25 protein-coding genes are annotated in these 25,718 nt (G+C 33.8%); 16 read left to right on the top strand and 9 right to left on the bottom strand.

What is annotated here, in order from left to right; genetic code table 11:
• Positions 1-21 precede the first annotated feature (21 nt).
• The 4 genes from ACXHHC_RS07600 to ACXHHC_RS07585 all read right to left on the bottom strand — a co-directional run bounded on the left by ACXHHC_RS07600 (position 22) and on the right by ACXHHC_RS07585 (position 4,504).
• Positions 22-1,452, bottom strand: coding sequence for a sulfatase (locus ACXHHC_RS07600; RefSeq protein ID WP_458229029.1), 1,431 nt, complete (start codon positions 1,450-1,452; stop codon positions 22-24).
• Between the two features lie 202 nt (positions 1,453-1,654).
• Positions 1,655-1,942: a hypothetical protein gene (locus ACXHHC_RS07595; protein ID WP_458229028.1), complete on the bottom strand. Its 288-nt coding sequence runs from the start codon at positions 1,940-1,942 to the stop codon at positions 1,655-1,657.
• Positions 1,943-2,094: 152 nt separating this feature from the next.
• Complete coding sequence (locus tag ACXHHC_RS07590; RefSeq protein WP_458229027.1) at positions 2,095-2,808, bottom strand: YebC/PmpR family DNA-binding transcriptional regulator; 714 nt, start codon at positions 2,806-2,808, stop codon at positions 2,095-2,097.
• Between the two features lie 67 nt (positions 2,809-2,875).
• Positions 2,876-4,504 carry an acyl-CoA carboxylase subunit beta gene (locus ACXHHC_RS07585; protein ID WP_458229026.1) on the bottom strand — a complete coding sequence of 543 codons (1,629 nt, stop codon included), beginning with the start codon at positions 4,502-4,504 and terminating at the stop codon, positions 2,876-2,878.
• Between the two features lie 170 nt (positions 4,505-4,674).
• Here ACXHHC_RS07585 and ACXHHC_RS07580 point away from each other — a divergent pair, with 170 nt between their 5' ends.
• From ACXHHC_RS07580 to ACXHHC_RS07560, 5 genes are all read left to right on the top strand, one after another.
• Positions 4,675-5,040 carry a DoxX family protein gene (locus tag ACXHHC_RS07580; protein ID WP_458229025.1) on the top strand — a complete coding sequence of 122 codons (366 nt, stop codon included), beginning with the start codon at positions 4,675-4,677 and terminating at the stop codon, positions 5,038-5,040.
• Between the two features lie 3 nt (positions 5,041-5,043).
• Entirely contained in the window at positions 5,044-5,574 is a 531-nt protein-coding gene (locus tag ACXHHC_RS07575; protein ID WP_458229024.1) for an NADPH-dependent FMN reductase, read from the top strand.
• Between the two features lie 14 nt (positions 5,575-5,588).
• Positions 5,589-6,029: a MarR family winged helix-turn-helix transcriptional regulator gene (locus ACXHHC_RS07570; RefSeq protein WP_458229023.1), complete on the top strand. Its 441-nt coding sequence runs from the start codon at positions 5,589-5,591 to the stop codon at positions 6,027-6,029.
• Between the two features lie 12 nt (positions 6,030-6,041).
• Positions 6,042-6,902 (top strand): pirin family protein, encoded by an 861-nt coding sequence (locus ACXHHC_RS07565; RefSeq protein ID WP_458229022.1) that lies wholly within the window; start codon positions 6,042-6,044, stop codon positions 6,900-6,902.
• 62 nt (positions 6,903-6,964) lie between these two features.
• Entirely contained in the window at positions 6,965-7,339 is a 375-nt protein-coding gene (locus ACXHHC_RS07560; protein ID WP_458229021.1) for a hypothetical protein, read from the top strand.
• Positions 7,340-7,601: 262 nt separating this feature from the next.
• On the opposite strand, the gene ACXHHC_RS07555 is transcribed toward ACXHHC_RS07560, so the two are convergent.
• Both ACXHHC_RS07555 and ACXHHC_RS07550 read right to left on the bottom strand, forming a co-directional pair.
• Entirely contained in the window at positions 7,602-8,375 is a 774-nt protein-coding gene (locus ACXHHC_RS07555) for a T9SS type A sorting domain-containing protein (protein WP_458229020.1), read from the bottom strand.
• 243 nt (positions 8,376-8,618) lie between these two features.
• The gene (locus ACXHHC_RS07550) at positions 8,619-9,659 is read right to left on the bottom strand and encodes a lactonase family protein (protein WP_458229019.1); all 1,041 of its coding nucleotides are present in this window, start codon (positions 9,657-9,659) and stop codon (positions 8,619-8,621) included.
• Positions 9,660-9,860: 201 nt separating this feature from the next.
• Between ACXHHC_RS07550 and ACXHHC_RS07545 the strand changes: the two genes are divergently transcribed.
• The 3 genes from ACXHHC_RS07545 to ACXHHC_RS07535 are packed head-to-tail and all read left to right on the top strand — an operon-like array spanning position 9,861 to position 11,394.
• Positions 9,861-10,406 carry an RNA polymerase sigma factor gene (locus tag ACXHHC_RS07545; protein ID WP_458229018.1) on the top strand — a complete coding sequence of 182 codons (546 nt, stop codon included), beginning with the start codon at positions 9,861-9,863 and terminating at the stop codon, positions 10,404-10,406.
• Positions 10,407-10,408: 2 nt separating this feature from the next.
• The gene (locus ACXHHC_RS07540; RefSeq protein WP_458229017.1) at positions 10,409-10,585 is read left to right on the top strand and encodes a hypothetical protein; all 177 of its coding nucleotides are present in this window, start codon (positions 10,409-10,411) and stop codon (positions 10,583-10,585) included.
• Positions 10,586-10,587: 2 nt separating this feature from the next.
• Positions 10,588-11,394, top strand: a complete 807-nt coding sequence (locus ACXHHC_RS07535; RefSeq protein ID WP_458229016.1) for a mechanosensitive ion channel family protein — start codon at positions 10,588-10,590, stop codon at positions 11,392-11,394.
• A 606-nt stretch (positions 11,395-12,000) separates the two neighbouring features.
• On the opposite strand, the gene ACXHHC_RS07530 is transcribed toward ACXHHC_RS07535, so the two are convergent.
• Both ACXHHC_RS07530 and ACXHHC_RS07525 read right to left on the bottom strand, forming a co-directional pair.
• Positions 12,001-13,455, bottom strand: a complete 1,455-nt coding sequence (locus ACXHHC_RS07530) for an IS1182 family transposase (RefSeq protein ID WP_458226392.1) — start codon at positions 13,453-13,455, stop codon at positions 12,001-12,003.
• A gap of 119 nt (positions 13,456-13,574) precedes the next feature.
• Entirely contained in the window at positions 13,575-13,772 is a 198-nt protein-coding gene (locus ACXHHC_RS07525) for a hypothetical protein (RefSeq protein WP_458229015.1), read from the bottom strand.
• 103 nt (positions 13,773-13,875) lie between these two features.
• Between ACXHHC_RS07525 and ettA the strand changes: the two genes are divergently transcribed.
• Positions 13,876-15,567, top strand: coding sequence for an energy-dependent translational throttle protein EttA (ettA, locus tag ACXHHC_RS07520; RefSeq protein ID WP_458229014.1), 1,692 nt, complete (start codon positions 13,876-13,878; stop codon positions 15,565-15,567).
• Between the two features lie 116 nt (positions 15,568-15,683).
• On the opposite strand, the gene ACXHHC_RS07515 is transcribed toward ettA, so the two are convergent.
• A complete protein-coding gene (locus ACXHHC_RS07515; protein WP_458229013.1) occupies positions 15,684-16,034 on the bottom strand; it encodes a hypothetical protein in 351 nt (116 codons plus the stop codon).
• A 214-nt stretch (positions 16,035-16,248) separates the two neighbouring features.
• On the opposite strand from ACXHHC_RS07515, the gene ACXHHC_RS07510 reads away from it, so the two are divergent.
• The 7 genes from ACXHHC_RS07510 to ACXHHC_RS07480 all read left to right on the top strand — a co-directional run bounded on the left by ACXHHC_RS07510 (position 16,249) and on the right by ACXHHC_RS07480 (position 25,710).
• Positions 16,249-17,466 (top strand): c-type cytochrome, encoded by a 1,218-nt coding sequence (locus tag ACXHHC_RS07510; protein WP_458229012.1) that lies wholly within the window; start codon positions 16,249-16,251, stop codon positions 17,464-17,466.
• Positions 17,467-17,528: 62 nt separating this feature from the next.
• Entirely contained in the window at positions 17,529-20,579 is a 3,051-nt protein-coding gene (locus ACXHHC_RS07505; RefSeq protein WP_458229011.1) for a TAT-variant-translocated molybdopterin oxidoreductase, read from the top strand.
• 31 nt (positions 20,580-20,610) lie between these two features.
• On the top strand, positions 20,611-22,011 hold the full coding sequence (nrfD, locus tag ACXHHC_RS07500; RefSeq protein ID WP_458229010.1) for an NrfD/PsrC family molybdoenzyme membrane anchor subunit: 1,401 nt from the start codon (positions 20,611-20,613) through the stop codon (positions 22,009-22,011).
• On the top strand, positions 22,001-22,528 hold the full coding sequence (locus ACXHHC_RS07495) for a DUF3341 domain-containing protein (RefSeq protein WP_458229009.1): 528 nt from the start codon (positions 22,001-22,003) through the stop codon (positions 22,526-22,528). Before nrfD ends, ACXHHC_RS07495 begins: the two co-directional genes overlap by 11 nt.
• Before the next feature lie 5 nt (positions 22,529-22,533).
• Complete coding sequence (locus ACXHHC_RS07490; protein WP_458229008.1) at positions 22,534-23,085, top strand: c-type cytochrome; 552 nt, start codon at positions 22,534-22,536, stop codon at positions 23,083-23,085.
• A gap of 21 nt (positions 23,086-23,106) precedes the next feature.
• On the top strand, positions 23,107-24,615 hold the full coding sequence (locus ACXHHC_RS07485) for a quinol:cytochrome C oxidoreductase (protein ID WP_458229007.1): 1,509 nt from the start codon (positions 23,107-23,109) through the stop codon (positions 24,613-24,615).
• Between the two features lie 33 nt (positions 24,616-24,648).
• The gene (locus ACXHHC_RS07480) at positions 24,649-25,710 is read left to right on the top strand and encodes a cytochrome c oxidase subunit II (protein WP_458229006.1); all 1,062 of its coding nucleotides are present in this window, start codon (positions 24,649-24,651) and stop codon (positions 25,708-25,710) included.
• Positions 25,711-25,718: the final 8 nt, after the last annotated feature.

Below are 25,718 nucleotides of genomic sequence, written 5' to 3'. Positions count from 1 at the left end.
ATTGAAGTTATTAACAGAATTCTATTTTAGAAACTCTTTTAATTTCTCTCTATAGCTTTTAATTACTTTGCTGTACTCTTTTTTCTTAGCCAAGTTATAGAATTCGTTTGGGTCTTTTTTATGATCGTACAATTCTTCTACTAAGCCTTTCTTGTCTGCTCTTTGAATGTATCTATAATTTTCGTCTCTTAAAGCATGCTTATCAGCTCCATTACTAGTTAATGCAATATTCTTCCATTCTTTGTTTGGTTGTTTTAATAGCGGGCTAATATCAGCTCCATCTAGATCGTTCTTTTTAGGTAATCCTGTTAATGAAAGTAATGTAGGGTATACGTCAACTAAAGAAACTACTCTGGTAGATACTTTTCCTTTACCAGCAATAGAAGGATCGTATATCAACAATGGTGTTCTAGTTGCTTCTTCCCATAATTTATGTTTTTTCCATACTTCTTTTTCTCCTAAAGACCAACCATGATCTCCCATAATAACAATAATAGTATTGTCTTTATATTGACTGTTTTCTAATCCGTCTAATAAATGTCCTAATACATCATCTGCAAAGGTTAAATTGGCTAAGTAGGCTCTTACATATTGCTTCCATCCGTTTACTCTTAGAATTTCGTTATGAAACTTACTATGGTAGCTAGGAACTTCCATATCGTCTAAATCTCTAAATCCTTTTATATCTTCTCCTACATAAGGAAGCTTGATGTCTTCTAGAGGATACATATCAAAATATTTCTTAGGAGCATATAAAGGCAAATGAGGTCTGTAAATACCACAAGCCGCAAAGAAAGGTTTGTCGTGTTTTTTGTTTAAGTATTTAACTATGTAATCAGCATTTTTAAAATCTTCGGTACTTTCTGTGGTTACTTTTTTTCCTTTATTATCTACTGTTAGTGGGAAATAATCGAAAGATGATTTTACGATCTTAAAATTAATTTTTAAAGGATTCTTATCTTTTTTAGGAGGATAAGGTGCTCCTAGTTTCCCTTTTCTTTGTAAGTTCCAAGAAATAGGATCACTACCTGCATCTGGCTCAGCTGCTCTTCCTCTAGCATGATGGAAAATCTTTCCAGATGAAATAGCCTCGTATCCGTTTTTCATAAAGTATTGAGGCATGGTAACTAGGTTTTTAACCGTACTTTTCTCACGGAATTTTCCAGAATTATCATAAACACCCGTAGTGCTAGGTCTTAAACCAGTCATAAGGCTGGCTCTAGAAGGTCCACATAATGGAAAGTTGCAGTAAGCATTTTTAAAAATAGTAGATCTGCTAGCAATTTTTTCCATATTGGGAGTGATAGCTTGTATGTTTCCACCAAAGGGTTTTGCCCAATCGTTCATATCATCAATCGTAATAAAAAGAACGTTTTTAGGTTGTGTACTTTTGTTTTGAGCCAATAGGATAAAAGGACTCAGTAATAGTATTAATAATAATGATTTTCTCATAAATCAGTTATGTGTTTTGGTTTTATTCTATTGTTAAGACCTGATTTTATAAGTAGCGTTTAAAGCCAAAAAAGCCTCTCAGTACATTTGAGAGGCTTGTCAGTAAAATTATAGCTTTCATCTATGCCATATAGTGATATGAGTAATGATATATAATCGTGTTTTAAACTTTCGACCTTTCTTTGTAGTTCGGTTGTTTAAATTACTCAAAATATTTGTTGAGTTCGTTTTCTGATAAATTACTGTTTTCTACATTATGTATTTGTAGAATTTCTTCGATAGCATCAATCTTAAATTTTAAAATAGCTTTGTTAAGGTCTTTTCCAGCCAAAAACTGTTTAAAACAACTATTGTTTTCGTTTTCTAACACCTCATTTATTACTTGCATGCTATCACGTTTAAAAGCCATCAAACGAAATCTTTTGGTTTGAGTGTTTTTATCGTATCCAAAACCTAAAATGTATTGCTCTCTAAATTCTTGTACAGTCATGTAAGTTATTTGTTTTTAAAGTCTGTGGAGTTCCTTTCTATAGTGTTTAATATGTGAAAGAGGATAGCAAAGGTCTTAATAGTTTTTTGCAAAAAAAAACTTCTCCTGGTTATTAGGAGAAGTATGTAGTACTATTTAATTTTTTAAAAAAATTAAGCCATTGAGTGATATACGTTTTGTACATCATCGTCATCTTCTAATTTTTCTAATAACTTTTCTACTTCTGCTTGCTGCTCTTCGTTTAATGCTGTAGTGGTAGTAGGGATTCTTTCAAAACCAGAAGATAAAATTTCTATTTCGTTCTCTTCTAAGTATTTTTGAATGTTTCCAAACTGACCAAACTCACCATAAATTAGAATTCCGTCTTCGTCTTGAAAAACTTCTTCTACTTCAAAGTCTAATAATTCCAATTCTAGTTCTTCTAAATCAACTTTTACGGTTTCTGTATTTACTCTAAAGTTACAGGTGTGGTCAAACATAAAAGATACAGAACCAGAAGTTCCTAAGTTTCCGTTACATTTATTAAACGCAGCACGAACATTTGCTACTGTTCTGTTATTGTTGTCTGTAGCAGTTTCTACCAATATAGCAACCCCATGTGGTGCATATCCTTCGAATAAAGTCTCTTTGTAGTTGGCCGTATCTTTGTCTGATGCTTTTTTAATGGCTCTTTCTACATTATCCTTAGGCATGTTGGCTGCCTTAGCATTCTGAATTACGGCACGTAAACGAGAGTTTGTATCAGGATTTGGTCCACCTTCTTTAACCGCCATTACAATGTCTTTCCCAATTCTTGTAAACGTTTTAGCCATTGCAGACCAACGTTTCATTTTTCTCGCTTTTCTAAATTCAAATGCTCTACCCATTTCTAAATATGATATTATTAAAGTGTCGTAAAAATATTATTTTTTCTAAAGTACTACAAGTGTTTTGTTAAACTTGAATTACACCAAGGTTAAAAGGAGTCTCAATAGGAGCTTGATTGGCAGCTTCTATTCCTAAATCTATCCATTTTCTGGTATCTAATGGGTCTATAACCCCATCGGTCCATAGCCTAGAAGCAGCATAATAAGGAGAGGTTTGTTCGTCGTAACTAGCTTCTATTTTAGATAAAATTTCGGCATGTCTTTCTGGTGTAATCTCTTCTCCTTTACGTTTTAAAGTAGCTTCTTCTATTTGAGCCAGTACTTTTGCAGCCTGCGAACCACCCATTACAGCTAATCTAGCAGATGGCCAAGCAAAAATTAGCCTAGGGTCAAACGCTTTACCACACATAGCATAGTTACCTGCTCCGTAAGAGTTTCCAACAACTACTGTAAATTTTGGAACTACAGAGTTGGCTACTGCATTTACCAATTTTGCTCCGTCTTTAATAATTCCTCCATGTTCACTTTTACTCCCTACCATAAATCCGGTAACATCTTGTAAAAAGACCAGTGGAATTTTCTTTTGATTACAGTTGGCAATAAAACGAGTGGCTTTGTCTGCAGAGTCGGAATAAATAACTCCACCAAACTGCATTTCTCCTTTTTTACTTTTTATTACCTTTCTCTGATTGGCTACAATTCCTACTGCCCATCCTTCAATACGTGCATATCCGCAAATAATACTTTCTCCGTAGCCATCTTTATAGGCTTCAAATTCAGAATTATCTACCAATCTTTTAATGATCTCGTTCATGTCGTATTGATCGGTACGAGATTTAGGTAAGATTCCGTAGATCTCTTCTGGATCTTCTTTTGGAGGAACAGCACCTTTTTTACTATATCCAGCCTTTTGAGGGGTTCCAATTTTGTCTACAATGTTTCTAATGGTTGTTAAACAGTCTTTATCGTCTTCAGATTTGTAATCTGTAACTCCAGATATTTCGCAATGTGTAGTAGCACCTCCTAGAGTTTCGTTGTCAATATCTTCTCCAATAGCAGCCTTTACTAGGTAGCTACCTGCTAAGAAAATACTTCCTGTTTTGTTTACAATTAGTGCTTCATCACTCATAATAGGTAGGTAAGCACCTCCTGCAACACAACTTCCCATTACGGCAGCAATTTGCGTAATTCCCATGCTACTCATTTTGGCATTGTTTCTAAAAATACGTCCAAAATGTTCTTTGTCTGGAAAAACTTCGTCTTGCAATGGAAGGTAAACTCCGGCACTATCTACTAGATAGATTATAGGAAGTTTATTCTCTATAGCTATTTCTTGAGCTCTTAAATTCTTTTTTGCTGTTATAGGAAACCATGCTCCCGCTTTTACGGTTGCATCGTTGGCAACCACAATGCATTGTTTTCCTTCAATGTATCCTATTTTTACAATAACACCTCCAGAAGGACAACCACCGTGTTCCTTGTACATGCCTTCACCTACAAAAGCACCAATTTCAATACTCTTCGCATTTTTATCAAATAAAAAATCAATACGCTCTCGTGCTGTCATTTTTCCTTGACTGTGCAACTTGGCAATTCTTTTTTCTCCTCCTCCCAGACTTACTTTAACTAATTTCTTTCTCAATTCGGAAACAGAAAGTTTATTAAAGTCCTCGTTTTTATTGAATTTAATGTCCATTGCTTTTCATTTAACAGGGGTCAAAAATACAAATAACACTTGGAAAACATACTATATAAATAGCTTGTTTCTTATTTGGAATTAAAATATTTACCATGTTTTTATTTACCGTGGTAAATAATTGAGAAATATTTCTATCTTTGTAGTATCAAAATAGAAAATATTTAAAAATGAAAGCGATTAAAATTTCTTACTGGGTTATTACAGGTTTGTTATCAGCAATGTATTTAATGTCTGCAAGCATGTATGTTTTTAATAACGAGCAAATAGCAGGATTGTTTACAAATATGGGATTCCCAACCTTTATTATCTATCCTTTAGCAGGGGTAAAATTAGCCGGAGTCATTGTGTTATTTACCCAAAAGAAGTCAGCAATTAAAGAATGGGTGTATTCTGCGATGTTCTTTAACATCTTATTAGCATTTGGAGCACATGTAAATATTGGAGATGGACAGCAAGGTGGAGCAATTATGGCAATGATTCTGTTGTTATCGTCTTATTTCTTAGGAAAAAAATTATTCAATCAAAAAGCATAAATCATGAAAAAAGTAATCGTATTGGGAGGAAGTAATAGTAAAAACTCCATAAACAAACAGTTTGGAACTTATGCAAGTTCTTTATTAAGTGATGTTGAGGTAAAAGTATTAGACTTAAATGACTATGCATTGCCAATTTACAGTATAGACATAGAAACAGAAGAGGGAATTCATCCAGAGGCTACAAAGTTTAATGATGATTTACAAACAGCAGATGCTTATATTATATCTTTGGCAGAACACAATGGTTCTTACAGTGCCGCTTTTAAAAATGCATACGATTGGGCTTCAAGAATCAATCAGAAAGTATGGGGAGATAAGCCTGTTTTGTTATTAGCAACTTCTCCTGGAGCAAGAGGAGGAGCTACTGTTTTAGAAACTGCAAAGGCTGGTTTTCCATATATGGGAGCTAAAGTTGTGGGTGATTTTGCTTTGCCATCTTTTTATGACAATTTTAGTGGAGGTGTTGGTAATGGAAAATTAAAAGATGAATTAACAGTTGAGGTGTCTAAATTACAAGATGCTTTACAATAGATAAGGAATAGCATATGGGAGATTTTTCAAAAGAAGTAAATTCTACATTTCCATCGGAAGGGGTAAAAACAATGTTAAACATTCGTTATACAGCAAATTTTTTATCCTCTTTAGGAGATAGTGTTCTAAAGCCTCACGGTATATCTAATGCTCAGTACAATATTCTAAGAATATTAAGAGGAGCTAAGAAACCAATTACTATGAATGTAGTAAAGGAGCGAATGATAGAAAAATCACCTAATGCAACAAGATTGGCGGATAAACTCTGTGAAAAAGAGTTGATAGAAAGAGTTAGATGCGATAAGGACCGAAGAGCGGTGTATGTTTCCATTACTCAAAAAGGTTTGGATGTATTGCAAGAAATCTCTTTTGATAGTTTAGATGAATTGATGGAAAATCTGAATGAAGATGAGTACAAAGTATTAAACAGTCTCTTAGACAAACTAAGAGGTTAAAGAAGAAAAGTCATGAAATTAAATAGTATAAAAGCAATCACCAATTCCCCATTTACCATGATGGGGCCTATAGAATTGAGACAGCCAATTCCGTCTCAAAAAGTAATGAATGTAGATCCGTTTTTATTATTACACCATTACGGACCTTATCCAATTAACAAAGATTCCAACCCTTTTGATTTAGGAGCACATCCACATAGAGGTTTCGAGCCCATTACTTTCTTGATTCAAGGAGAGCAAAAACACAGAGATTCACTTGGGAATGTACAAACGATAAAAAGTGGTGGAGTACAATGGATAACTTCGGGGAAGGGAATTTTACATGCCGAAGGACCTACTCCTGAATTTGTAGAAAAAGGAGGAGAGTTAGAAGGAATCCAGTTGTGGTTAAACTTGCCTAGATCCAAAAAGATGATGGAGCCTAACTATCAGCAAGCGGATGTGGAAGAGATGCAAAAGGTAACGGGAGATAAATCGGTTTTAACAGTAATTGCTGGAGAGCAATCGGGTAAGACTGGAGTCATAAAAACCCAAACACCGATCAATGCTTTTTGGTTAGATATAGAAGCAAATGGAACACATGAAGTAGTAATTCCTGCTTCTCATGACAGTTTAGCTTATTTGATTAAAGGTGATGTTGAGGTAAATGAAAATACAGCTTTAACCTACGGGAAAAAAGTAATGGTTACTTTTAATAATGATGGAGAAGGATTCACGGTAAAAGCCAATGAAACTTCTAAACTGTTGATTTTGTCTGGTGAACCTATTGACGAGCCTGTAGCGATGGAAGGTCCTTTTGTAATGAATTCTAGAAAAGAAATTTACGAAGCTTTTATGGATTTTCAGGCCGGGAAGATGGGGGTGTTGGATTGATTTGAAATTAATGATGTAGGATTTAATAAATGTTGCATCTTTATACTGTGAATTTAATTGTTATGAATTATAGATTTTTTTTTATTTGTTGGTTTTTAATCTTCACGTCTTGTAATGAGGATGACTCAGAGGAAAAAAAGGCAGTAAGAAAAGAGGAAGATTTAGGTTGTTCAAAACAGTTCTTAAGAGAGAGAGTAAGAATTAGTTTAGATGAAGAAAAGCAAAAGTATGACTATATTGTTACTTCTGTTTATCAAGGAGAAGTAGTTTATATTGTGGTGAATTGTAATTCTGTTAAAAAATCAACTCTTGAAGTGAAAGATTGCATGGGGAACTCTGTTGGTGTGATTGGTTTAGAAGAGGGGGATGTTCCTGAGAGTGTATTAAGTGAAGGAGAGATTTACTACAAACATGAGAGTAGTCGGTGCTTTGAATGATTGAAGTTTAAAAATGAATACAAACATGAAAATAATCTCTTTGGTGTGAAAATTTCTTCTAATACCTTTAAGAGGTAGGTATTCTCTAGTCCTCGTATACCTACGTAATCTGGTGCTTGTATTGTGCGAATGGCTTTATCGTTAAAGAGTTTACTTAGATTATGCTTAGTACAAGTATAACGAGTTAGTATTAAATTTATAGCATAAAAAAAGATGGCTAAGACATATCTTAACCATCCTTTTTAGTATTTATTTTTTTTACTTACAAAATAACCTTAACTGTTTCTTGTTTATTTCCTTTAGAGATTTTTACAAGATAAACACCACTGGCTAAGTTTGTAGCCGTTACTTTTTGTCCTGTAATGGTGTAAATAGCATCCAGTGTAGCACCAGAAACAGAAATAGATCCGTTTTCTGCGTTTACAATTGCTCCTTCAATTTTTTTTGAAGCGCTAGAACTTAAAGTAGCAACAACCGTTACTGTAGTTCCATAAAAATGAGCTCTTTTTCCAGCAGAGGTAGTTGGGTTGGTTAAGGCATCAGAATTTGTAAATACAATAGAAGGAGACAATCCTGCTAACCCCGTACTGTTAGAAGTAACAAATCTAATAGCAGCAGTCATGTCGTTTCCAAGCGTAAGAGTTCCTGTAACATTATTGTAGCTATAGTAGGTAATCACCTTTTTATAGTACCCTGCTCCTAAAGTAGCTGTTTGGGTTTCTGTATTGTAAACGGTACTAGATGTGTTGTCTACATCTTTTTCAATATAGTTCTTAGTTTCTGCAGAAGAAGCTTGTTGGTCTCCACTAGTTAGCAGATCTCCATCATTAAACAAACGCATTGCTATAGACGTTATTTTAGTGTTGTCTGTTCCGTCTGGAATGTTATCTATGGTTACTACTATAGGGTCTTGTAATTCTCCCGAAGTAAGAATATTTGTGGTTGCAGGTGTAATAGTTACCGTTTGTGCATTTAGAAAAGAAGTAGTAAGAATAGTTGCTCCTAATACTACGTTTTTAAGTAATTTTTTAGTCATAATAAAATGGTTTATTGTTTTATAATCTCAAAATTACTTTCTTAATAGTTGATCATGTGTGAGTTATGGTTTTGTAAAAGAAAACTATGTTTTTTTAAAAGGAGCTTTATTCCCTTTTAAGAGCAGAAATGTTTTTTATAAAAGAGACGTATGGTTTTTACGACGGTCTTTACTAACAACGGATAGGTGTATGTGGTCTTTATTATAAAGGGATTTTAAAAGAAAACATGTAAATGCTGTTTTTTAAAAGCAAATACAAACAGGCGAAACAATTTCTTTGGTGTGATAAACTTCTTCTAGTAAGCCATTTTGTAGTATTCTTAGGACATAGGTGTCATTAGAATCTTGCATACACGCTATAAGCCACTTGCCATTAGGGCTAATATTAAACTCACGAATTGTTTTTCCGTTTAGGAAGTAGTAGTCTTTAAATAGTATCTCTTCTCCATCTGTCTTAAAAATAGTAATAGCTTCTAGTACTCTGTTAGCTATATATAAGTACGGAAGGTTAGGGTGTAATCTAATTGCAGAGGCACTAGGAGTTTCTTTATAAGAATTGGGCAAAGAAGGAACATGTCTTAGCAGTTTAAAAGAATTATTTTCTTTAGAGATAATCGTTATTTCTCCTGATAATTCGTTTAATAAATATCCAATACTTCCCGATGCATTAAAAACTAAGTGTCTAGGTCCATTACCATCATGGATTTTTATGTCTTTGTCTTTTTGCGGCAAAAGTGTTTGATGCTCCAGTTGGTAAACTTTAATAGTGTCTATACCAAGGTCAGGTACAAGGACGTGTTTTTTATCGGGATGTATGTATACTTGATGCGCATGTGCTGATTCTTGCCTTTGTGGATTGATACTATTGCCTGGGTGGTAATAATTGGTTTCATTGTCTAAAGGAGAACCATTTGTATCAATGGGGTATTGTATAATATTTCCGCTTCCATAACAAGCAATAAAAAGAGAATTGCTATCGTGGTTTATATGGCAAGGTAAGCATCCATTTATGAATTTTTCATCAATAAGCTCTAATGAGTTGTCTTTTTTAATGGTAAATGTTGCAATTTTTGGTTTGTCTTTTTTTACAACTTCTACTACGCTATATAATTTATCTTTGTGTTTAACTAAGTAACTTGGATTGGTGATTTTTTGAGTATGTAATACTTTTAATTCTCCAGTATAATTGTTTAAAGAAACAGTGTAAATTCCTTTTCCAGTACCTCCCAGTGTAGGAGATAACATTTCTGTATAACTTCCAATAAAAAAATAATGAAGAGACATATTTTACTTTTAAATAATTGGTAGAAATAATTAAGTTTTAACCTTTGTTTATTTTTTGTTGATTTAGTTAAAGTAGTATTGAAAATTTAAGATTGAATTAACTAAATACTTGTATTTTTTGTGCTAAATAATGTATTTTTTTGAAATATTAATATAGTTTTTGCGATAAATATTAATTTTGCGGTCTTCAAAAAAAGATAGTTGACTGATAACGAACTAATAGAAAAGATAGTAAAACACAATAACACGCAATTATTTGCAGTGTTGTATGACAGGTATGCTACTGTTATATATAATAAGTGTTTGTCTTTTGTAAAATGTGAGGCTACAGCAGAAGATTTAACTCATGATCTTTTTGTACAACTATTTGTAAAAATTAAGACTTATAAAGGGGAAGCTAAGTTTTCTACTTGGCTATACAGTTTTACATATAATTTTTGTGTAAATTATATCCAAAGAAATCAATATAACAATAAGGAGAAGGTAAGTGATTCTATTGAACAAACTTATTCTAATATAGAAGAGGTAGAAGATGCTATATTGTTTGAAATAAAAGCGGCCAAGTTGAAAAAAGTTTTGGATGCATTAAATCCAGAAGATAAAATGATTCTATTAATGAAGTATCAAGATGATATGTCTATAAAAGACATGTCGTTGCTTTTAGAAATAGGAGAGAGTGCTGTGAAAATGAGAATAAACAGAGCTAAAAAGAAGGCTTTGGAAATATCTAAAGCTTTGTTAGAGTAACTATGAATAATCCCTTTAAAGATATACAAGGCAATGAAAAGCCCTCCAAAGATTTGAGAAATCGAGTCTTGGGAGATTTAGATCGCTTAAATCTAGCTTTAGATTTAGCCGATCTTTTCTTGATTCAACAACCAAAGGTATTAACAGCATTGTTTACAAAAGAAAATAAAAAGAAATAAAAATGAATTTTGAAACTGGAGAATTAAGCGAATTGTATAAAGTAATGATCAACTTTTTTGTTGGAGCTGGGAAAATACTTGGTTTTCTATTATTGGCCTACATTGTTTTAAAATTAACGCTGTATGTAGTAGAAAAAATACTTAAGAAAATAAATCCAGACAAAGTAATAGACAAGTTAAACGAGTCCGAGGCGTTTGGGAAAAAGAAAATAGAGGTTGACTTGGTTAAGTTTTGTTTGCCAATTGTTAAGTGGTTTGTAATCTTAATCTTTATTATTATTGGAGCAGAGTTGCTTCAATTAGAAATTGTTTCTCAGGGTATTTCTAATGTAATTAGTATTCTACCAAAAGTATTTAGTGGTGTTCTTATTTTTGTAATAGGTATTTACTTGGCTAGTTTGGTACGAACTACCATAAGAACAGTAATAAAATCTTTAGGAGACGGAATTGCAAGTATTGTTGCAACGGTTATTTTTTATGTAATTGTAGTTTTTGTATCTGTTACCGCTTTAGAGCAAATAGGTATTAATACAGATATTATAACAAGTAATATTACTTTAATTTTTGGATCGGTTTTAATCACTTTTACCATTTCTTTTGGGTTGGGGTCTAAAGATATAGTAACAAAATTGTTGTTAGGGTTCTATACAAAGAAGTCTTTTGCTGTTGGAGACAAAGTAGAAATAGACGGACAGGTTGGTGTAATAGAATCTATAGATAATATTTATGTTACGGTAAGTTCTGAAAATGAAAGTGTTGTGTATCCTGTGAAATTTATTTCAGAAAAAAATATAAAAATTTTAAAATAAATGGTGACTTTTTAAGTTAACATGTGTCAAAAGTATAGTTGAAAGTATCAGTGAGATAGATTAGGGGTAGTCTAGCGAACAATTTAATGATTATTCAACTCATAGCAAGAGAAAAATAGATTAGGGGTAGTCTATTTTACAAAGCCTTCTCGTTAGAGAAGGCTTTTTTTATAATTGCCTATTTACTAATTAAGACGATTTTTTTTGTTGTAGGGTGAAGGAAATGATAATTATTTATTTTTTTTAAAAAAAAATAGAACTTTTGGGTGACTTATCAATTTATTGTGTGTCCTAATATAGGATTGAAACAATCAGTGCGGTAGATTAGGGGTAGTCTATCAAACGTTTTGAGATTATTCAATTCATAGCAAGAGAAAAATAGATTAGGGGTAGTCTATTTTTAAAAAAGCCTTCTCGTTAGAGGAGGCTACTGACAAAGTATGCTTATTTTGTAAAAAAGGTTTTTCAAAAAGAGATTTGACATGTAAATGTTGAATCTCTTTTTTTATTTCAATACTTTTTTGGGTTAATTTTTGAGACTTTAAAAGAGTTTGAAGAGGTTGTTTATAGCCTTTTTATAGGCTTTAGTTTTAGAACTATTCGTTCTTAGCTTAATTTCAAAATTCTTTTAAGATTTACAGCAAAAATGGTCAAAGCACCTTGCATTTGCATATTTTCAATACCATACGAGGTAGCTCTTCCATAACCATGAACATTTTTTAGTTCACCATTTTTAGCTTCTATCTTATAGCGATGCTTTGATTTTTCTTTAAAATAGTCTGTTTTTTCAAAATCAATTTGCTCTTGGTGTATTTTTGATTTTATGGATATCGAATATGTTTTTGACTTAGCTCCTTCTTTATAACATCCTTTTCTTAAAGGGCAGTTTTTACATTTTTCGACATTAAAATAATAGGTGATTACTTGATTTTTCTGAGTATTCTTCTTGCCTTGAATTGCTTTTTTTGTTGCTAGATGTCCAGCAGGACAAACAAACATATCTGCATCTTTATTATAATCAAATTCATTTTCTTTTTTTCTGAATCCTTGACTAATCGCAGGATTTAACTTTGCTACTATTTGAATGTTTTTTTCTTTGGCTAATTCTAAATTTTTCTTGCCTGAATAAGCTGCATCCCCAATAACTGTATCTACAGCTATTCCATTTTTTTGACTTTGCGCTATAAGTTCTGGCAAAATAGGTCCATCTCCTTTTTCGCCTGAAGTAACAACGGCTCCTGTGATAATTCTTTCTTGTGTCATGGCCAGATGACTTTTAAATCCAAAAAAGGAACTATCTGATGACTTGTGTCCTATTTTAGCATCCATATCTTTAGATACAACTTCTTGTTGGTGTTGTTCTATATCATCGATAGATTCTTTTAATAGGTTCAATTTTTCTTTTACAAAAGGTACTTCGCTAATTGTTGGGGAAGCTTCAAGTAAAGTTTCTAACTTTTTACTATAGGTCATTTCTTTTTCTAAATCATTACAATCGTTTTTAGTAGGCATTTTATGTTTCCAATCTTCCTTGTAGGTATAAACAGCTTTTCGAAGTTGTTTTGATCTTTCTCGCAAGATATCAATAGCTGAAGATGGATTAGATTTGGATAAAGTATGCGTAGCATCAACAATGATAGAACCCGAACGGATGATTCCTTTTTCGACAGCAATACTTACGGTTTTGTTAATTAATAAATCTAGTAAATTGGTGTCTTTAAGACGTTGCCTACGGAATTTTGTTAAGGTACTTGGATTGATTACTCCCTGCTCAGGTAGCATTTCTAAAAAATACTTAAAAGACATGTCATAACGAGAACGATCTACCACATCAACATCTGATAAAGTGTAAATCACTTTTAATAATAGGTACTTGAAAAGTTTTACAGGGCATTCAGCTGTCCTACCTTGATCTATGGAGTATTTATCTAAAAGTTCTTCATAAATAAAACTAAAATCTATTAAGTCATTGATTTTTCTTAATAAATTATCTTGGGGAACTATCAAATCGTAAAGTGAACTATATTCACTTAGACCTAAAGTTTGTTGTTGATTCAGCATAAAGAAAAATACAAAAAAAGAAGAATAGAATTTAATAATTCTATTCCTCTTTTTTATAAATATACTTTTTCAGTAGCCTCCGTTAGAGAAGGCTTTTTAATTATACATTGTTTGGTTCTTTATTCGGTCTTTTCTTTTACAGCATCAACTGCATCTTTAGATTTCTTTTTTAAGAAGTCTCCCGCATCTTTTAAAGCATCCTTGCTTTTATCAATTGCTCCATGCGCATCAACTTTAATTACTTTTTTGTCTTTTTTATCGCAGCTTACAGTTGTTAATCCAAAAGCTACAATTGCTACCATTAAAATGTTTTTCATCGGTTCTGTGTTTTATGATTCAATTATACCAATGCGAAGGTAAAAAAATCCACATTAATGCTAGTAATGTACTATCTTGCAACTTGTTTTAAAAGATCATACTATGTCAGATGCAGAAAAGATAATATTTTCCATGCAAGGGTTGAGTAAAACCTATCAATCTACTGGAAAGCAAGTATTAAAAAATATCCATTTAAGCTTTTTTTATGGAGCTAAAATTGGAATCTTAGGTTTAAACGGTTCGGGTAAATCTACTTTGTTAAAAATTATAGCTGGAGTAGAAAAGAATTACCAAGGAGATATTACATTTTTAGATGGTTACTCGGTAGGGTATTTAGAGCAAGAACCTCAGTTAGACGACGACAAAACCGTAATGGATATTGTAAAAGAAGGAGCGGCAGAAACTGTAGCTGTTTTAGAAGAGTACAATAAGATTAACGATATGTTTGGTCTAGAAGAGGTGTATTCCGATGCCGATAAGATGGATCAATTAATGGCACGTCAGGCAGAATTACAAGACCAAATAGATGCTTCTAATGCTTGGGAGTTAGATACAAAGTTAGAGATTGCTATGGATGCATTGCGTACTCCAGAAGGTGATACTCCTATTAAAAACTTATCTGGAGGAGAAAGAAGAAGAGTTGCATTGTGTAGACTGTTATTACAAGAGCCAGATATCTTATTGTTAGATGAACCTACCAACCACTTAGATGCAGAATCTGTACATTGGTTAGAACATCACTTACAGCAGTACAAAGGAACTGTAATTGCAATTACGCACGATAGATATTTCTTAGATAATGTTGCAGGTTGGATTTTAGAATTAGATAGAGGAGAAGGAATTCCTTGGAAAGGAAACTATTCTTCTTGGTTAGAGCAAAAAGGAAAGCGTTTAGCACAAGAAGAAAAGACAGCTTCTAAACGTCAAAAAACTTTAGAAAGAGAATTAGATTGGGTACGTCAAGGAGCAAAAGGTCGTCAGGCAAAATCCAAAGCTCGTTTAAAGAACTACGACAAGTTAATGAACCAAGACCAAAAGCAAATAGAGGAAAAATTAGAAATATACATTCCTAATGGACCTCGTTTGGGTACTAATGTGATAGAAGCAAAAGGAGTAGCAAAAGCGTTTGGAGAAAAATTATTGTACGATAATTTAGAGTTTAATCTGCCTCAAAACGGTATTGTAGGAATTATTGGGCCTAACGGTGCTGGTAAATCTACTATTTTTAGAATGATTATGGGAGAACAAACTCCAGACAATGGAGAGTTTGTTGTAGGTGAGACTGCTAAAATTGCTTATGTAGATCAAAGTCACTCAGATATAGATCCAGAAAAATCTATTTGGGACAATTTTGCAGAGGGGCAAGAGCAAATTATGATGGGAGGAAGAATGGTAAATTCTAGAGCTTACCTATCTCGTTTTAATTTTTCTGGTTCAGAGCAAAACAAAAAGGTTAATTTGTTGTCTGGAGGAGAACGTAACCGTTTGCACTTAGCAATGACTTTAAGAGAAGAAGGGAACGTATTGTTGTTAGATGAGCCTACCAACGATTTAGATGTAAATACATTAAGAGCTTTAGAAGAAGGTTTAGAAAGTTTTGCAGGATGTGCAGTAGTTATTTCTCACGACCGTTGGTTCTTAGACAGAATTTGTACACACATTTTAGCGTTTGAAGGGGAGAGTCAAGTGTATTTCTTTGAAGGTTCTTTCTCTGAATACGAAGAGAATAAAAAGAAACGTTTAGGAGGTGATACAATGCCTAAGAGAATTAAGTATAAGAAATTAATTAGATAAGTTTATTTCTCTATTAAATCAATAAAAAAACATCCGCCAATTGGCGGATGTTTTTTGGTTGGTTATTTATAACAGGATGTGACTTAAAAAAGGATCCTTAATTGTGATAAACTTGCTTACAATGGTTTTGCAAACGGGAACTTTTCTTTTATGATGATAAGTTTGCGCTCTGCTTCAATTTTAGATGGGTAAGCAATTGTTGCTACTTTCCAATCTGGACTAACATAAGTTAGTTGAATTTCGATGTCTTCAAATTCAGATTTAAATTCAAAATAGGTTTCTCGTGCTTTTTCTTCTTTACCACTATACAATATAACGCTGTACCCGTTTTTAATTTTGGTGTTGTGGTTTTTCTTCTTTTCTATAAAGTTAGAAAGCTGTTCATCCTTTGTTTGCTGAGAATAGCTAGGTTGACTTGAAAAAGCTATAAAACTAAAAATTAACGTAAAAGTAACTTTAGAAAACATAAAATTCAGGTTGATTTGTTGTCTAGCAAATGTATAAAAAGTATTGAGAAGAAATACTTATTTAGAATTCTTATAAATTAAATTTTCGGATATATAAGTATTCTCCATTTGAAACCATAATATTACTTTTGTGCCAACGTATAAAAAAGTTTCTGAGCTTATTTTAGAACATTTTATACTGTTAAAACATATTTAAAACTTATTATACAACTGTATGAAAATTGTGAAATTACACAGAAAATTATCTAGTGTTTTAAAGTTGAGTCTAGTACTTTTCTTCTCTTTTTCTTTGAGTTTATCGGCACAAGGGCCTACAGAAGAACAGGCTAAAGCAGGAAAAGCATTGTTTAACATGCATTGTGCATCTTGTCACAAATTAAACAAGAAATCTACTGGTCCTGCATTGGCAAACGTTGCAGAACGTAGAGAGATGGATTGGTTAAAAGCATGGATTAAAAACAACAACAAGTTAAGAGCGTCTGGAGATGCAGATGCAAAAGCTATCTATGCAGAGTACGGAGGAGTAGCGATGAGTGTTTTCGAATTCTTATCGGATAAGCAAATTGAAGACATTATTGCTTATACTACTTTAGGAGATCCCAAACCAGCAGGAGGATCTGTAACAAATGTAGGAGCTGATGTAGTAGCAGACACACCAAGTGAAGTGTTACCAAAAATTGCTACGATAGTTGTAATTTTAGTACTATTGGCATTAGGAGGATGGGTTTTCTTAAAGAGCGAAAACGGTTTCTTAAAAATATTCTCTGTAATAATTTTAGTGTTTATTGGGGTTTACTTCGGATTTGGAGCATTAATGGATGTTGGTGTAGACGAAGGATACCAACCAGTACAACCAATTGCATTTTCTCATAAAATTCACGCAGGTGATAACAAGATTGACTGTCAGTACTGTCACTCTTCTGCTAAGCATTCTAAAACTTCAGGAATTCCTTCTGTAAATGTTTGTATGAACTGTCATAAAAACATTTCTGAAGTAGCTGATGAGACAGTTGTTAAGTTTGAAGATAGAACTTTAGGTAAGGCTGAGTTGGATAAAGAAATTCAAAAGGTTTACGATGCAGCCGGATGGGATGCAGATAACTTAAAGTATACAGGAGAAACAAAGCCAATCAAGTGGGTGCGTATTCATAATTTACCAGATTTTGCTTACTTTAACCACTCTCAACACGTAACAGTTGCAGGTCAAAAGTGTCAAAAATGTCATGGACCAGTTGAAGAAATGGAAGAGTTATACCAATACTCTCCTTTAACTATGGGATGGTGTATTGACTGTCACAAAGAGACTGAGGTGAATATTGAAGGTAACGGATACTATAAGAAAATCCACGATCAGCTTTCTAAAAAGTACGGTGTAGAAAAAGTTACAATCGCACAATTAGGAGGTAAAGAATGTGGTAAGTGTCACTACTAAGATTAACGAAATTTTAAGCTAAGTTTTTAAAGTTAGCATCAACTATAGAAAAACAAATTAACATGGCATCAAACAAAAAATACTGGAAAAGTGTTGAAGAACTAAATGAAAATAGTTCGATTGTTGCTTCGCTTGAACAAAACGAATTTAACGAAGTGGAAACTTCGGAGTCGTTTTTAGGTGATAAAGAAACTTTAGAGTCGTCTTCTACAACAAGACGTGATTTCTTAAAATATGTTGGATTTACAACTGCAGCTGCAACAGTAGCTGCTTGTGAAGGACCAGTAGTTAAATCTATTCCTTACGTTGTAAAGCCAGAGGATGTAACTCCAGGTATTGCAAATTTCTATGCATCTACAATTGCAGATGGTTTTGATTTTGCAAACGTATTGGTAAAGACTAAAGAAGGGAGACCTATCTTTATTTTACCAAACAAAGAAGCAAAGGGTACTACAAACGCTCGTGTAAATGCTTCTGTATTATCATTATATGATAGTTTAAGATTAAAAGGACCTAAAGCAAAAGGGAATACAACTTCTTGGTCAGATGTAAACGCTAAGATTGCATCTCAATTAGAAGCTCTTTCTGCAGCAGGAGAAAAAATAGTAGTATTAACAGGAACTTTGGCAAGTCCTTCTACAGAGGCTTTAATTGCTGAGTTTACTGCGAAATACAAAAATGTATCTCATGTAGTATACGATGCAGTTTCTGAATCTGCTGCTTTAGACGCTTTTGAAGAAGTATACGGTGAAAGAGCTTTACCAAACTACAAGTTAGAAGATGCTAAGACAATTGTTTCTATAGGAGCAGATTTCTTAGGAGATTGGCAAGGTGGAGGATTTGAAGCTGGATACGCTGCTGGTAGAGATGCCAAAGCTGGAAAGTTTTCAAGACACATTCAAATAGAAGCAAACTACTCTTTAACAGGAGCAAACGCTGATAAGAGAATTGTATTAAAGCCATCTGAACAAGTTTATGCTTTAATCAACTTATACAACGAAATTACAGGACAAAGCTTAGGGTCTAAAAAGACTCCTGCTGATGCTGATATTAAGAAAGCTGCGGCTCAATTAAAGAAAGCAGGAAGCAAAGCAGTTGTTGTTACTGGAATTCAAGATAAAAACGCTCAGTTAATCGCTTTAGCAATTAACAAAGCATTACACTCAGAAATCTTAGATACTACAAACGTTAAGTATGTAAGAGGAGGAAACGATGCAGAAGTTGCTAGTTTAGTAGCTGAGTTAAAAGCTGGAAAAGTTGGAGCTTTAATTACTTACAACACAAACCCAGTTTATACATTAGCAAATGCTGCTGATTTTAAAGCAGGATTACAAAAAACAAAATTAACAGTTGGTTTCTCTTCTAAAGAAGACGAAACGTTAAGCGAAATGCAATACGCTTTACCAACTCCTAGTTATTTAGAAGCTTGGGGAGATGTTAAGATTACTGCAAACCAATACAGTTTAACGCAACCAACTATCAAGCCATTGTTTGATACAAAACAATTTCAAGATTGTTTATTAGCTTGGACAGGTCAAACAGTATCTTACTACGATTACTTAGCAGCATACGCTAAGTCTGTATTAGGAGCTGCTTCTTGGAACCAAACGTTACACGATGGTTTTGCACCAATTGCTGCATCTGAATTCGCTGCTAAAGAAATTAATGCTGCTGCTGCTGCAAGTGCATTAAAAGGAAGTGTTAAGACTGGAGCTTTTGAATTGACGTTATACTCTTCTGTTGCATTAGGAGATGGTCAACAAGCAAACAACCCTTGGTTACAAGAATTACCAGATCCATTAACAAGAGCTGCATGGGATAACTACTTATTAATATCTCAGGCAGATGCAGATGAATTAGGATTCTCTAACCCAGTAAAAGATAACGGTGCTATTAACGGACAGTATGCGAAAGTAACTGTAAACGGAGTAGCTATCGAAAATGTACCTGTGTTAATTCAACCAGGTCAGGCTAAAGGAACATTAGGATTGTCTTACGGATACGGAAAGACAAAAGCAATGAAAGACGAAATGTTAGTAGGAGTTAATGCTTACGCTGTAAACTTTGGAGGTGCTTTAGTTGCTTCTATAGAAAATACAGGAGGTGATCATTTATTCGCTTGTGAGCAATTACAACACACTATTGCAGGTCGTCACGATATCTTAAGAGAAACAAGTTTTGCTAACTTTGAAAATGTAGATGTTAAAGAGTGGAACCCAAGACCAGAAGTTTCTTTAAAGCACAACGCTACAGATGTTAATAAAGTAGATTTATGGGATGATCACGACAGATCTGTAGGTCATCACTTTAACTTATCTATAGATTTAACTTCTTGTACAGGATGTGGATCTTGTGTTATTGCATGTCATGCAGAAAACAACGTACCTGTTGTTGGTAAGCACGAAGTACGTGTAGGTAGAGATATGCACTGGTTGCGTATTGATAGATACTATACTTCTGAAGGAGATTTAACAGAAACAGAAAACAAGAAAACGAATTCTGCATCTACTAAAGATTCAGCAAGTTTATACCAAGCATTGGAGACTCCAGAGACCGTAAATCCTCAGGTAGCTTTCCAACCAGTAATGTGTCAACACTGTAACCACGCACCATGTGAAACAGTTTGTCCAGTTGCTGCAACATCTCACGGTCGTCAGGGTCAAAACCAAATGGCTTATAACAGATGTGTTGGTACTCGTTACTGTGCTAACAACTGTCCTTATAGAGTACGTCGTTTCAACTGGTTTAAATACAACAACAACGATGAGTTTGACTTCAACATGAACGATGACTTTGGTAAGATGGTATTAAACCCAGATGTTGTAGTTCGTTCTAGAGGAGTTATGGAAAAATGTTCTATGTGTATCCAAATGACTCAAGCTACTATTTTAGAAGCTAAGAAAGAGGGTAGACCAGTAGATGCTAATGAATTCTCAACAGCTTGTTCTAGTGCTTGTGCTACAGGTTCTATCAAGTTTGGAGACATTAACAATCCAGAGGACGAAGTAACTGCATTACGTGAAGATAAACGCGCATACAGATTGTTAGAGTTTATTGGAACAGATAACAATGTAGTTTACCAAACTAAGATTAGAAACACAGAAGAAGCTTAATTAAGAATCACTAAAATTTAAATTAAATTATATGTCGTCTCATTACGAAGCACCCATTAGAGAACCTTTAGTTTTAGGGGATAAGAGTTACCACGATATCACAATGGATATTGTGCAACCTATAGAAGGTAAGGCAAATAAAAACTGGTACATAGCATTCACAGTTGCATTAATTGCATTTATGTGGGGTATTGGATGTATCTTATATACTGTAGGAACAGGAATTGGAGTTTGGGGATTGAGCAAGAACATTGGATGGGCTTGGGATATTACAAACTTCGTATGGTGGGTAGGTATTGGTCACGCAGGAACCTTAATTTCTGCAGTACTATTATTATTCCGTCAAAAATGGAGAATGGCCATTAACCGTTCTGCAGAAGCAATGACAATTTTTGCGGTATTCCAAGCAGGATTATTCCCAATTATTCACATGGGACGTCCTTGGAACGGATACTGGGTATTACCTATTCCAAACCAATTTGGATCGTTATGGGTAAACTTTAACTCTCCGTTATTATGGGATGTATTCGCAATCTCAACATACTTATCAGTATCATTAGTTTTCTGGTGGACAGGTTTACTTCCAGATTTCGCTATGATTCGTGATAGAGCTGTAAAGCCTTTCCAAAAGAAGATTTACGCTTTATTATCTTTCGGATGGTCTGGTAGAGCTAAAGATTGGCAACGTTTTGAAGAGGTATCATTAGTATTAGCAGGTTTAGCTACTCCATTAGTACTTTCTGTACATACTATTGTATCTTTTGACTTCGCAACCTCTATCAACCCAGGATGGCACTCGACTATCTTCCCTCCATATTTCGTAGCTGGAGCAATCTTCTCAGGATTCGCAATGGTACAAACGTTATTAGGAGTTATGAGAAAGGTAACCAACTTAGAAAACTACATTACTCGTTTACACGTAGAGTACATGAATATTGTAATCATCGTAACGGGAGGTATTGTAGCTGTGGCTTATGCTTCTGAGTTCTTTATTGCTTGGTACACAGGTTCTCCTTATGAAAACTACACATACATGTCTATTGGTGCTGCAACAGGACCTTACGGATGGGCATTCTGGTCATTAATCTTATTCAATATCTTAATCCCTCAAGTATTATGGATTAAGAAATTTAGAAGAAGCTTTATTGTATCTTTCTTAGTTTCTATTGCAATTAACATTGGAATGTGGTTCGAGCGTTTCGACATTATTGCAATTGTATTAAGTAAAGGTCACTTACCATCTACATGGACTCGTTTTGAACCTACTTTTGTGGACGTTGGGGTGTTTGTAGGTACTATCGGATTCTTCTTTGTATTGTTCTTATTATATGCTAGAACTTTCCCTGTAATTGCACAGGCAGAAGTAAAAACGATTTTAAAATCATCAGGAGAGAATTATAAAAAATTAAGAGACGGAAACAATGAGCACTAATAAAGTTATACACGCATTATACAATGATGACGATGTTTTAATGGATGCCGTTAAAACAGTAAAAAACGCAGATCATCATATCGAAGAAGTTTTTACACCGTTTCCAGTTCACGGTTTAGATAAATTATTAGGATTAGAGCGTAGCCGTTTAGGTGTATGTGCTTTCTTATATGGTTTAGTTGGATTGTCTTTTGCAGTTTGGATGACAAACTACATGATGATTGAAGACTGGCCACAAGATATTGGAGGTAAGCCAAACTTTGCATGGGTTTTAAACATGCCAGCTTTTGTGCCTATTTTGTTTGAATTAACAATTTTCTTTGCAGCTCACTTAATGGTAATTACTTTTTACATGAGAAGTAGAATTTGGCCATTTAAAGAAGCAGAGAACCCAGATCCAAGAACTACTGATGATATTTTCTTAATGGAAATTCCAGTACACGAAAACGAAGAAGAATTAACAGCATTGTTAAACACAACGAACGCTGTTGAGATTAAAGTAATTGAAAAGCACTAACCACCATGAGTAGATTATTTAAAATTACGACAGTTTTAGCAGTAGTAAGCTTAGTGTTTACTTCATGTGATAAGAGAAAACGTAACTTACAATACATGCCAGACATGTATAGATCAGTAGCAGGAGAGCCATATGCAGAATCTGTTGTATTTAACAACGAAGCTGAAGCTCAAAAGCCGGTAGCAGGTTCTATTTCTAGAGGACACCTTCCTTATGAATATGACAATACTAACGAAGGTTACGAAGCAGCAAAAGCGAATTTAAAATCTCCATTAACAGCTGAAGATTTAGATAGTAAAAAAGCAAAAGAGTTATATACTATTTACTGTTCAGTATGTCATGGTAAAAAAGGTGATGGACAAGGAACTTTAGTGAAAAGAGAAAAATTCTTAGGTATACCAAACTATAAGGATAGAGATATTACAGAAGGAAGTATTTACCACGTAATTATGCACGGTAAAAACATGATGGGATCTCACGCTTCTCAATTAACCGAAGAAGAACGTTGGTTAGTTGTAGGATACGTTCAAGAACTAAGAAACAACTTGTTAAAATAATTACCAAACATTAGATAGATTATGTATCAAATTTCAAGTAAATTAAAAATATCGGCAATTGCCTTAATGGTAATCGGTTTAATAGGTATTGTTATTGGATTTGCTTCTGCTCCTAGTTCTGTGGAGGAAGTTAAAGAAATATTAGCTCATCAAGCTGCACATGGTTCTCATGGACATGCAGAAGCTAATCATCACGAAGAAAAAACGCACCATGTAGAACATGCTGCTGCACATACAGAAGAAGCACATGCTCACGATACTCACAAAGTTGAGGCTAAGCACGAAGATGCTCATGGACATGCACACAAAGAAGAAGCTCACGCACACGATGCACATGCAGCTCATAAAGAAGAGGCTCACAAAGAAGCACACGGTCACGAAGCACATGCTGAAGAACACGGTCACGATCACCACTTGACACACGTTTTACACCAGTTGCAAAACAGACCTTGGGCAGCATTTTTTGTAGCATTATTCTTCTTTACTTTTATTACTGTAGTTGTTTTTGCTTTCTTAAACATAAACAGAGTAGCACAAGCAGGTTGGTCAATTGTATTGTTTAGAGTAATGGAAGGAATTTCAGGATTCTTACCATATGTTTCAGCAATTTTTGTAGTATTTATTATTATTACAGCTTTCCACGGTAACCACTTATTTATGTGGATGGGAGAAGGAGTTACTGATCCTGAATCAGCAAACTTCGATCAGTTGATCGCAAACAAATCTGGGTGGTTAAACGTACCAAGATGGTTAATCTTTAGTTTAATCTACTTAGTAGGATGGAACTTATTTAGATTCTTTAATAGAAAATTCTCTTTAGCACAAGACAATGCTTCAGATTTAGTAAACTACAACAAGAACTATAAATTAGGAGTTGGTTTCTTAGCTTTCTTCATTTTTACTTCTTCTATGTCTGTTTGGGACTGGATTATGGGATTAGATCCACACTGGTTCTCTACTTTATTTGGATGGTATGTATTTGCTACTTTCTTAGCAGCTGCAATTACTTTAATTGCAATGGTTACTTTATACTTAAAGTCTAAAGGACACTTAGAAATTGTTAACGATAGTCACTTACACGATTTAGGGAAATTTATGTTTGGATTCTCTATTTTCTGGACGTATTTATGGTTCGCTCAGTTTATGTTAATCTGGTATGCAGATATGCCAGAAGAAACAGTTTACTATATTCAACGTTTTGAAGACTATAAGTACTTATTCTTAGGAATGATTCCAATCAACTTTATTTTACCTGTATTGTTCTTAGTAAACAGTAATTTAAAGCGTATTCCTCAGATTGTATTAGGTGCTGGAACAGTTATCTTAATTGGTCATTACATTGATGTATTCGTATTAGTTATGCCAGCTACAGTTGGAGACCAATGGGGATTCGGATGGACTGAGATTGGAAGTATTTTATTCTTCTTAGGATTATTTATTTATGCAGTATTTACTACTTTAAGTAAAGCTCCATTAATAGCTAAAGGAAATCCATTCTTACACGAGAGTGAACATTTCGAATATCATTAATCGTTACATTTGCAAAATATTTAAAACACAATTATGTTAGCTTTATTTTATTTTTTCGTAGCTGTTGCTTTTGCCATTGGAATTTGGCAAGTAAACAAACTACTTTCTTACACTGCTTTAATTAAAGATATCAAAGCGGGAAAAACAGTAAGTAATTTAGACGAGTATGACAATCCTCTAGCAACAGAGAAAGACAACGATATTCAAGGAAAATTATTTTTAGCATTCTTAGTAGGTTTCTACTTATTAATGGCTTACTGTTTAATTTTCTTACATGATATTATGTTACCAGGATCTGCATCTGTAGAAGGTGAAGATTACGATAACTTATACACTATATCTTTTGTATTAATTGGTATTGTACAATTTATTACTCAGGCCTTATTATACTTCTTCTCTTACAAGTACAGAGGTATTAAAGGAAGAAAGGCAACTTTCTTTGCAGACTCTCATAAATTAGAGTTAATCTGGACAACTATTCCAACTGTTGTATTAGCAGTGTTAATCTTATACGGATTATCTATTTGGAACGATGTAACAGATTTAAGCGATGAGGAAGATGTAGTATTAATTGAAGTTTATGCTAAGCAGTTTGCTTGGGAAGCAAGATACGCTGGTAGAGACAATGAATTAGGACGTGGAAATGTTCGTTTTATTGGTGGAGCTAACAGTATGGGTATTGATATGTCAGATGCACATGCAGGAGATGATATACCAGTAAGAGAATTACACTTACCAGTAGGTAAAAAAGTAGTTTTTAAATTCCGTTCTCAAGATGTATTACACTCAGCTTACATGCCTCACTTTACAGCTCAAATGAACTGTGTTCCTGGTATGGTTACAGAATTTGGATTTACGCCAAAGTATACTACCGAGGAAATGAGACAACGTAAGGATGTAATGAAAAAAGTAGCAAGTGTAAACGCTGTACGTGCAGAAAATGGTGATGAGCCATACGAATTTGATTACTTATTATTATGTAACAAAATTTGTGGACCTTCTCACTACAATATGCAAATGAAAATTATTGTTGAATCAGAAAAGGACTATTTAACTTGGTTGAATCAACAAAAGACAGCTAAAGAATTATTTTAAACTGTTTT

The organism is Wenyingzhuangia sp. IMCC45574 (genome assembly GCF_054182685.1).
The sequence above is the reverse complement of the archived record's forward strand: the minus strand, read 5'-3'. Positions and strand labels throughout refer to the sequence as shown.

What these genes read in the sequence shown, in the direction of transcription:
- ACXHHC_RS07600 (WP_458229029.1), bottom strand. Translation starts at nt 1,452, where the DNA reads ATGAGAAAATCATTATTATTAATACTATTACTGAGTCCTTTTATCCTA.
- ACXHHC_RS07595 (WP_458229028.1), bottom strand. Translation starts at nt 1,942, where the DNA reads ATGACTGTACAAGAATTTAGAGAGCAATACATTTTAGGTTTTGGATAC.
- ACXHHC_RS07590 (WP_458229027.1), bottom strand. Translation starts at nt 2,808, where the DNA reads ATGGGTAGAGCATTTGAATTTAGAAAAGCGAGAAAAATGAAACGTTGG.
- ACXHHC_RS07585 (WP_458229026.1), bottom strand. Translation starts at nt 4,504, where the DNA reads ATGGACATTAAATTCAATAAAAACGAGGACTTTAATAAACTTTCTGTT.
- ACXHHC_RS07580 (WP_458229025.1), top strand. Translation starts at nt 4,675, where the DNA reads ATGAAAGCGATTAAAATTTCTTACTGGGTTATTACAGGTTTGTTATCA.
- ACXHHC_RS07575 (WP_458229024.1), top strand. Translation starts at nt 5,044, where the DNA reads ATGAAAAAAGTAATCGTATTGGGAGGAAGTAATAGTAAAAACTCCATA.
- ACXHHC_RS07570 (WP_458229023.1), top strand. Translation starts at nt 5,589, where the DNA reads ATGGGAGATTTTTCAAAAGAAGTAAATTCTACATTTCCATCGGAAGGG.
- ACXHHC_RS07565 (WP_458229022.1), top strand. Translation starts at nt 6,042, where the DNA reads ATGAAATTAAATAGTATAAAAGCAATCACCAATTCCCCATTTACCATG.
- ACXHHC_RS07560 (WP_458229021.1), top strand. Translation starts at nt 6,965, where the DNA reads ATGAATTATAGATTTTTTTTTATTTGTTGGTTTTTAATCTTCACGTCT.
- ACXHHC_RS07555 (WP_458229020.1), bottom strand. Translation starts at nt 8,375, where the DNA reads ATGACTAAAAAATTACTTAAAAACGTAGTATTAGGAGCAACTATTCTT.
- ACXHHC_RS07550 (WP_458229019.1), bottom strand. Translation starts at nt 9,659, where the DNA reads ATGTCTCTTCATTATTTTTTTATTGGAAGTTATACAGAAATGTTATCT.
- ACXHHC_RS07540 (WP_458229017.1), top strand. Translation starts at nt 10,409, where the DNA reads ATGAATAATCCCTTTAAAGATATACAAGGCAATGAAAAGCCCTCCAAA.
- ACXHHC_RS07535 (WP_458229016.1), top strand. Translation starts at nt 10,588, where the DNA reads ATGAATTTTGAAACTGGAGAATTAAGCGAATTGTATAAAGTAATGATC.
- ACXHHC_RS07530 (WP_458226392.1), bottom strand. Translation starts at nt 13,455, where the DNA reads ATGCTGAATCAACAACAAACTTTAGGTCTAAGTGAATATAGTTCACTT.
- ACXHHC_RS07525 (WP_458229015.1), bottom strand. Translation starts at nt 13,772, where the DNA reads ATGAAAAACATTTTAATGGTAGCAATTGTAGCTTTTGGATTAACAACT.
- ettA (WP_458229014.1), top strand. Translation starts at nt 13,876, where the DNA reads ATGTCAGATGCAGAAAAGATAATATTTTCCATGCAAGGGTTGAGTAAA.
- ACXHHC_RS07515 (WP_458229013.1), bottom strand. Translation starts at nt 16,034, where the DNA reads ATGTTTTCTAAAGTTACTTTTACGTTAATTTTTAGTTTTATAGCTTTT.
- ACXHHC_RS07510 (WP_458229012.1), top strand. Translation starts at nt 16,249, where the DNA reads ATGAAAATTGTGAAATTACACAGAAAATTATCTAGTGTTTTAAAGTTG.
- ACXHHC_RS07505 (WP_458229011.1), top strand. Translation starts at nt 17,529, where the DNA reads ATGGCATCAAACAAAAAATACTGGAAAAGTGTTGAAGAACTAAATGAA.
- nrfD (WP_458229010.1), top strand. Translation starts at nt 20,611, where the DNA reads ATGTCGTCTCATTACGAAGCACCCATTAGAGAACCTTTAGTTTTAGGG.
- ACXHHC_RS07495 (WP_458229009.1), top strand. Translation starts at nt 22,001, where the DNA reads ATGAGCACTAATAAAGTTATACACGCATTATACAATGATGACGATGTT.
- ACXHHC_RS07490 (WP_458229008.1), top strand. Translation starts at nt 22,534, where the DNA reads ATGAGTAGATTATTTAAAATTACGACAGTTTTAGCAGTAGTAAGCTTA.
- ACXHHC_RS07485 (WP_458229007.1), top strand. Translation starts at nt 23,107, where the DNA reads ATGTATCAAATTTCAAGTAAATTAAAAATATCGGCAATTGCCTTAATG.
- ACXHHC_RS07480 (WP_458229006.1), top strand. Translation starts at nt 24,649, where the DNA reads ATGTTAGCTTTATTTTATTTTTTCGTAGCTGTTGCTTTTGCCATTGGA.